Raw genomic sequence first — 8,538 nt, 5'->3', positions numbered from 1 at the left:
AATAAGAGTAAAATGAAAAATAAAAAGGTTGTTGTTGGTATGAATTAATAATACAACAGATTATTTTTTTTGTCTACTAAAAATAACATTAAAATAAAATGAAACCCTACTTTTTTTTGTCAACTTTTCATTTATTTTTTCATTTTTTCAATAAAAGATTGCTCATTCGTGTAATTGCGAATGAAATATCATCTGTCGCTTTATCTTGCTTTTCTTCTGACTTGTTGAATAAATCAACATCGATCCCTTTTTCTGGGTCCAAAGATAAAATCATTTCATTACATCCAGCTAAATATTCGATGTAAGAGCGTTCGAATTTTTTATGGATACCCATAACTCTTGCGGGTGGTCGTAATTGAGTCACTTTTTCCAACATAATTGTATATTCTTTTGTTCCATCTTGGAAAATATGTTGGATCTCAGCAATTCTTTCTGGTGCTAGATCTGTAGCCTTGCCTTCGTCGATTGCCTTACGAACTTCTTCGTAGTAATCATTCATTTTTTCGCCGACTTCTTCTGTCTCTTTTACGATATCATTGATGTTTTGTACATAATAGCCTAAATTTGGTTTCACAATTCTTTCCTACTTTCTTTTAGTAATCACTCAATTTTACACTTTTTCATAGGTACATGACAAGCAGAATCTGCAAAATGACAACTTCCTGCTGATTTTTAAGAATAAAAGCTACAAACAAAAATATTGTCTGCAGCTTTTAACATGTTTATTTAATTTCATCACTTGTTTTGATGATCTTAGAAATCATTCCGTAATCTTTGGCTTCGTCAGCTGACATCCAGAAATTGCGGTCTGTGTCTTTTGCGATTTTTTCGTATGTTTGACCTGTCGCTTCAGCAATCAAACGATTCACACGTTCACGCATGCGAATAATTTCTTTGGCTTCAATCTGAATCTCTGTGCTTTGTCCTTGAACGCCGCCAGCAGGTTGATGGATCATATAACGAGTATTTGGCAAGCTATAACGATTCTTCGCTTCAGCAGCTAAATAAATCGTAATTCCAGCACTGGCTACCCAGCCAGTTCCGATCACAATTACTTCTGGTTTCACAAATTTGATCATATCATGGATCGTGTCTCCTGCTTCAACGTGTCCGCCTTGGCTATTAATGAAAATCTTGATTGGCTCATCGCCCATAGCTGCTAGTAAAAGCAGTTGAGATGTTACTTCTCTTGCTAGGTCTTGATTGATTTCACCATAAATCAAAATTGTTCGTTCTTCAAAAAGTTTTTTCATAAACGCATTTGGTTGTTGTTTTTCTTCTGTCTCTTCATTTTCATCTAAATAGTTCATAACTACTAACCTCCATATTTTAAAGCTAAATATCTATATTAATAATACCGCAATCTGAAAATTTGTCCACTTTTTTGACTTGTTTTGACCTTAAAAAATATATTTTTTTGGTATTTTTCTACAAAAAAACAGAAATGCATCCTCAGACACATTTCTGTTTCCATCTTAACTAGTTTTAGCTCTTACCCATTCTACGTTGAACAAATTTTACAATCTCAACGATTGGGATAATCGCAAATGATGTTCCGGCAACGATTGCCCATTGGTAACCGTCTAACGAAGTTACGCTGAACAAGTCATTGAATCCTGGAATTAGAATCGTTGCTGCTAGTAATAAGAACGATACTAAAATTGCCCAGTTGAATGATTTGTTTCTGAACAAGCCAACTTTAAAGATTGATTGGTAAATAGATTTTACGTTAAATGCATGGAACAATTGGATCAAACCTAATGTTGCAAAAGCCATTGTCAACGCATCGCCATGTTGTAAGTCATACAAGGCTGTTGCAGATAAGTTTGGCATATTTGCCGCCGTATGTGCAGGGAATTCGATCGCCATTTTATAGACAATCAGAGTCAAGGCACCTTGTGTGATCCCTTGATAAATGACACTGCTCAAGACACCGCCAGAGAAGAAGTTTGATTTCTTTCCACGAGGAGCATGGCTCATTACATCACGTTCAGCAGGTTCTACGCCTAAAGCGATTGCCGGGAAGGTATCCGTTACTAAGTTGATCCACAATAAGTGAACAGGTAATAAGGTATCCCAAGCTAACATTGTTGCGATAAATAGTGTTAATACTTCCCCTAAGTTGGCAGAAAGTAGATATTGAATCGTTTTTTGGATATTTGAGAAGACTTTTCGCCCTTCTTCAACTGCCACGATAATTGTCGAGAAGTTATCATCCGCTAAGACCATATCAGAGGCACCTTTTGATACTTCTGTACCAGTGATCCCCATCCCAATACCGATGTCGGCTGCTTTCAATGCTGGAGCATCGTTCACACCGTCACCTGTCATGGCTACAACTTTACCTTCTTGCTGCCATGCTTTAACGATACGAACTTTATGTTCAGGAGAAACACGAGCATAAACGGAATAATGTTCAACCACTTTAGCAAATGCTTCATCAGATAATTCGTTTAGTTCAGCACCTGTAATAACAGCATCGTCGTCGCCTTCTTTGATGATACCAAGACGAGCAGCGATTGCTTCTGCTGTATCTTTGTGGTCACCTGTGATCATGATTGGACGAATACCCGCTTCTTTGGCAACTTTAACGGCTTCTGCGGCTTCTTTACGTTCTGGATCGATCATGCCGACAAGTCCAGCGAATACTAAGTCTTTTTCAACCAAATCAGAATCCATTTCAGCTGGAACTGCATCTACGATTTTGTAAGCCATACCTAAAACACGTAGGGCTTGTTTGGCTAATTTAGTATTAGTCGTTAAAATTTCTTGACGTTGTGTGTCATCCATTGCTGGTGTTTGACCGTTTAATAAAACTTGTTTACAACGTTTTAATAATTCATCTGGTGCACCTTTTACTGCAACTAGGAATTTTCCGTCTGCTAATTGGTGAACAGTTGTCATTAATTTACGATCTGAGTCAAATGGAATTTCAGCGACACGAGGTTCAGCCGCCACTTTTTCGGTTACGTTGAAATCGTGGTCTAAACCATATTGGACAAGGGCTGTTTCGGTTGGATCACCGATCAATGAACCGTCCTGTGCAATTTTTGTATCATTTGTATAGTTCATGATTTTCAATGCCATATTATCCATTGCAACGGCATCTGTTGCAGGTTTTACTTCGTTATCTGTGTATAGAGCTTCAACGGTCATTTGGTTTAATGTTAACGTCCCAGTTTTATCTGAACAGATAATGTCTGTGCTACCTAGTGTTTCAACAGCAGGTAGTTTGCGGACGATCGCATTTTTCTTCGCCATTTTTTGTGTACCTAATGCTAAAATAATCGTTACGATTGCAGGTAATCCTTCTGGAATCGCTGCAACGGCTAATGAGATAGACGTTAATAACATATCGATCCATGTGCGTCCGTTCATCATACCGACAACGAACATTACAGCTGCGATCACTAAGATTGCGATCGTCAACATTTTACCTAATTGGTTTAAGTTTTGTTTTAGTGGTGTTTCTGTTTCTTTTTCGTTGGCTAACATACCGGCGATTTTACCGACTTCTGTGTTCATTCCAGTTCCGACAACCACACCGATTCCACGGCCATAAGTAACGTTACTGTTGGAATACGCCATATTGATACGATCACCAATGCCGATATCATCAGATGTTCCTTCTAAAACGATTGCTTCTTTTTCAACTGGTACAGATTCACCAGTCAAAGCTGCTTCTTCGATTTTTAAACTAGCTGCTTCTAATAAACGTAAATCTGCTGGCACAACATCTCCAGCTTCTAATAAAACGATATCTCCTGGGACTAATTCATCACTTTTAACGTTGATCACATGACCATCACGACGAATATTCGCATTTGGTGAAGACATTTCCTTCAAAGCTTCGATTGCTTGTTCTGCTTTCGCTTCTTGAATCACACCGAAGATCGCATTTAAAATAACTACAAGTAAAATGATGATAGAATCAACAAAATCACCTGAAAAAACTGCTGAAATCACAGCCGCAAATAACAATACAATAATCATAAAATCTTTAAACTGTTCAAAGAATTTTACAACAATCGATTTCTTTTTCCCTTCATCTAATGCATTGGCGCCGTAACTCTCTAACCTTTTTTTGGCTTCTTGATCTGACAATCCTTCAACTGTCGTATCAAACTTTTGTAAGACCTCTTCATCTGACTGCGTGTAAAATGCTTCAGATAGTTGAACCTTTTTTTCTTCTGACATGTTCTTCCTCCTCATAATTTACAGCTACTTTAATCTATTTTACTTCATAATAGCGAAACGAACACGTTTTTGGACTTAATGTTCGTAGCAAAAACGAAAAAAAATAGACCTCTGTATGCTAAATAGAACATACATAAGTCTCACCGTTTAAGACAACACCAGAAATTTCTTTCGGAGTTGGTGATGTTGCCGCAGCTAGCGCCGCCAGTTACTCCCTCATGAAATAATAACCTGGTGACGGACAAGTCCTTCACCAACTATTATTGATGAATTAATTATACCTGTTCTTTTAGTGTTTTTCAAATGAAATCGTATTGATTTTCAGAAAAATTTCTGTTTGGTTTGAAAAAGGCTTACGTTATTTGATAGAAGGCTTTTTTTACTGCCCCTTTTAAGACAGTAAAACACCTCGACTGCCCAAATATTACTGAGCAGTCGGGGTGCGATGAGTTCTACTAGAAAAGTAACCTTCACTCCTGATTCATTGATTTCGTCCAGAAATTTTCAAACTGGCCTTGTTCCATTCCCATAATGAATTTCTCTCTGATATCAGGGTAACTTTGTGCTAATTCACTTACGAGATGTTTGATTTCTTCTCGTTTGGTTTTCTTATCAACGGGACAGGGATTGAAAATCACAGGTAATTCTTCTCGTTGAACAAACTGAATAATCTGTTTTTCTTCAAGATAAAGTAATGGTCGAATAAGCGTAATATCGGTTTTTGATAAATAGCTAGTTGGTTCAAAACTAGCCATTTGACCGTGGAATAGAAAGTTCATAAAATACGTTTCGATTGCATCATCTAAGTGATGACCTAAAGCGACTTTGTTACAACCGATTTCTTTGGCTCGCTTATATAAAATTCCTCGACGAAGCTTGGCACATAACGAACAGGGTGAGCGTTCTTCCCGAATATCAAACACAACTTGGGCAATATTCGTTGGCACAACATCCAATTCATATCCTAAGCCTTCCACAAATTCCTGCAACGGTGTGATATCCATATCAAATCCCATAGCTAAAGTAATTGGAACAATTTCAAATTCGAAGCCTAAACGTTTTTGTTTGCTGATCATATCTAGAAAATACAATAAGCTTGTACTGTCTTTACCACCACTCATCCCAATCGCTACTTTGTCTCCTTCTTGAATCAGTTGATGATTCAAAATAGCTCGGCGAATAGGATTGTAATACGTTTGATTATCTTTCTTTTTAAAACTCATTAGTTACTCCTTTTTTGATCAATAGATTCACTTGAAAAATTCGGTTTTCAAACTATATTTTTCGCCGGAAACAATGTCGTATTGAATCAAGCGATAATCTTCATATAATTCTTCCTGTCCTTTATTTAGAGAAAGTGTTTCAGTCCATTGTTTGTCTATATAATAGAAACCTTTTTCAAAAGCTGGAACTTCTTTTTCTAACTCAGTTAGTAATTGATAAAAACCTGTCAATTTCATCCCACTTTGATCGAACAATTTTGGTGCAAAATAAAAGGGACTACTAATCGCATTATGATTATTTTTTTCAGAAAGCTTCCCTTGATTATCATACATTAGAAATTCCGTTTCATGCATGCGGACTTCATCGTTGTCTGCTTTGATTTCATCTGAATAGATACTTGGTAAATGATCTCCCCAGAAAACAACCAGTGTTCGTCGTTTTACATCTTTTAAAGCTGTCGTAAATTGTTTCAAGGCTTCACTGCTATACGCAACATCTTGCATATAACTATCGATCGCCTTTTTATTGCCTAGACTTTGAGAAGAATACTCTGACTTAGTATATTTATCGCTATATGGCATATGGGTTTGCATCGTTACTAGATGGATAAATTGTGGATCACCATCATTCTCTAGCAAATCCAACACTTCTTTATAGGCAGATTCATCTGAGATATACGGATTCTTTTGTAATTTTTCTTTGTAAGTCATTGTATCTTCACTGATAAATTGATCAAAACCTAATGTTTTATAAACATCTTTACGCTTGTACATCGAAGTATTATAGGGATGAATAGCGGTTGCTTGATAGTCTTGGCCTTTTAACAGTGAAACGATCGATGGAATTTCGGTCATTTTTGGAATTAGCATGGTATAGGGCGTCGTCATTTGCGGATTGAACAACTCCATTGAAAAACTAGTTAGTGCTTCAAATTCAATATTGGCCGTTCCACCACCGTAATTTTGCGATAACATTTTACCGCTATACGTTGTTTTGGCGATGTCATAATAGTCTTTTAAAGGATCTTTATCAGCTGTTACACCCGTTAAATTCTGCGGATCAGAAAAGCTTTCACTCATCACGAAAATAATGTTTGGTTGTTCTTCTTGTGCGTTAGTATTTATCTCTTTTATTTTTTTAGTATATTTATTGGTAATTTCTTCGATCGTTTTTTTAGAATAATTCTCTGGTTTGTCCATCGCTTCTACCTTTAAATTATATAAAAAGCCACCCATAAATCCTGTATTGTAGTAATTCATTTTTTGGCTGTATGGAATCCAAAGTGCCGTTCGATCATAGGCTTTTCTCAACAAATTATTTTGACTGTTAAAATTACTAACATACATCAATAAAGCGAGTGTCACAACAAAACCCGAGATACGGACAATTTGCATTTTTTTCGATAACATCCGACTTTTATAGATTGCTCGTCCAAAGAAGAACAAACCAACAGCTGCAACGAGTAGAATAATTAAAAAGGGAATTGTTCCAATCATTTCTCTTAGTAAACCAAACTCAGTGATCATTTTTAAATCATCAGGATAAATCGGCTCCGAGCGGTAAAACATTTTTTGATAATCGGCGAATCCTAAGATTCCGATCGTGATTGCATAAAGTAAGCTACCTAAAGCTAATGATCCTGCCAAACTACATAGAAATAGTAAAAATATCAGCAAGACTACACTACCTAAAATAAATTTTTCTGTATGCCATGAAAAAGCAAACTTGAAGATTAAATCCAACGATAATTCATTTTGGCACCATTGTAAATATAGATTACTGATCAAAACCAACAACAGTAATCCAATCACGATCAGTGTATACTTGACTGGTTTTTTCTTGAATAATTGTAATTTTTTTTTCACAAAATTCTCCTTTTTCTCTCTCTTAAATACGTCCCTTAATATTTTATGCTTAGACGAAAAAAAAGTAAAGCTCCTGCATTGAAGAGCTTTACTTTGAGTTATCTTTTAGCTGCTTTAAAAATTTCCTCGATCAGAACCATTACTTTACGGACTTCTTCATTTTTAACCACAGGTTCAGCTTGTTCTCTAACAACTTTGTAGAAATTTTTATAGAATGTATCATATTCAGCTGAAGCTTTTGGCAATGGTAAGGTTTCTGTTGCTTCTTCTGACGGTGGTGCCATGGTTTTAGTTAAACCTACACCTGCTTGGATTGGTTTTGGTGCTTGGATGTTTTTCTTCCCTGATTCAATGACCATTTCGCCTGATAAATCCCAATCATGAATGACAGCTGTTCCTTGGGTTCCTTTTAAATACCAACGTGGGAGTTTTGTATAATTCGTTGTTCCAACTTCTATGATTGCTCGGATACCATTTTCAAAAATAATGTATGTGATAAACCCATCATCTACTTCATCTCCTAAAATATAGCTTAAATCGGCTGATACTTTTTCAATCCGACTATCGACTAAAAATAATAGCTGATCTAGTAAATGGACACCCCAGTCTAAAAGCATTCCGCCGCCATGTTTTAATTCATGACGCCAATCGCCGGGAATTCCGTTTGCGCCTTGTACACGGGTTTCGATTTGGAATAATTCTCCGATTTGTTGATTTTTATAGAGTTCTCTAGTGATTAGAAAATCTGGGTCCCAACGGCGGTTTTGGTGGACCATAAAGGTTTTACCTGTTTCTTTGGCCACTTTTAATATTTCATCTAATTCTTCTACATTCATTGTGACTGGTTTTTCGCAGACAACGTGTTTTCCTGCATTTAATGCTTTGATTGCTAAGTCTTTATGTGAGTCATTAGGTGTAGCGATCAAAACGGCTTCGATGGTTTCATCTGTTAATACTTCTTCCAGTGAAGTGTATATTTTATGATTGTGTTGGCTGGAAATTTTTTGACGCTCGCCGGAAATATCGTAGGTTCCGACGACGTGGATTCGTTCGTTTTCGTTGGGCATAATGTTATGGATATGGTAGGAACCCATACCGCCGTAGCCGATTACGGCAAAGTTGATTGCTGTCATTTTTTGAGTCCTTTCTATTATTGAGGATGATTGATTTTGGATGGTGAAAGAGTTGGTCAGAAACTGTCGTATTCTTCTCTTTGACATCCAGCTTCACGAACTAGCTCTTTCGGAAAATA

6 protein-coding genes are annotated in these 8,538 nt (G+C 36.6%); all 6 read right to left on the bottom strand.

Annotated features, from left to right (window positions below; all coding sequences use genetic code 11):
* Window positions 1–139: 139 nt before the first annotated feature.
* The gene (locus tag JZO69_RS14550) at window positions 140–574 is read right to left on the bottom strand and encodes a hypothetical protein (RefSeq protein ID WP_207113560.1); all 435 of its coding nucleotides are present in this window, start codon (window positions 572–574) and stop codon (window positions 140–142) included.
* A gap of 148 nt (window positions 575–722) precedes the next feature.
* Complete coding sequence (locus JZO69_RS14545; RefSeq protein WP_207113559.1) at window positions 723–1,310, bottom strand: ATP-dependent Clp protease proteolytic subunit; 588 nt, start codon at window positions 1,308–1,310, stop codon at window positions 723–725.
* 175 nt (window positions 1,311–1,485) lie between these two features.
* Window positions 1,486–4,197: a cation-translocating P-type ATPase gene (locus JZO69_RS14540; RefSeq protein WP_207113558.1), complete on the bottom strand. Its 2,712-nt coding sequence runs from the start codon at window positions 4,195–4,197 to the stop codon at window positions 1,486–1,488.
* Window positions 4,198–4,667: 470 nt separating this feature from the next.
* Window positions 4,668–5,420 (bottom strand): tRNA 2-thiocytidine biosynthesis TtcA family protein, encoded by a 753-nt coding sequence (locus tag JZO69_RS14535; protein ID WP_207113557.1) that lies wholly within the window; start codon window positions 5,418–5,420, stop codon window positions 4,668–4,670.
* 27 nt (window positions 5,421–5,447) lie between these two features.
* On the bottom strand, window positions 5,448–7,286 hold the full coding sequence (locus tag JZO69_RS14530; RefSeq protein ID WP_207113556.1) for a sulfatase-like hydrolase/transferase: 1,839 nt from the start codon (window positions 7,284–7,286) through the stop codon (window positions 5,448–5,450).
* A 98-nt stretch (window positions 7,287–7,384) separates the two neighbouring features.
* Window positions 7,385–8,419: a Gfo/Idh/MocA family protein gene (locus tag JZO69_RS14525; protein WP_207113555.1), complete on the bottom strand. Its 1,035-nt coding sequence runs from the start codon at window positions 8,417–8,419 to the stop codon at window positions 7,385–7,387.
* Between the last annotated feature and the right edge of the window lie 119 nt (window positions 8,420–8,538).

The sequence above is a fragment of the Candidatus Enterococcus ikei genome, assembly GCF_017316105.1.
GTDB classification, from domain to species: domain Bacteria; phylum Bacillota; class Bacilli; order Lactobacillales; family Enterococcaceae; genus Enterococcus_L; species Enterococcus_L ikei.
The sequence above is the reverse complement of the archived record's forward strand: the minus strand, read 5'-3'. Positions and strand labels throughout refer to the sequence as shown.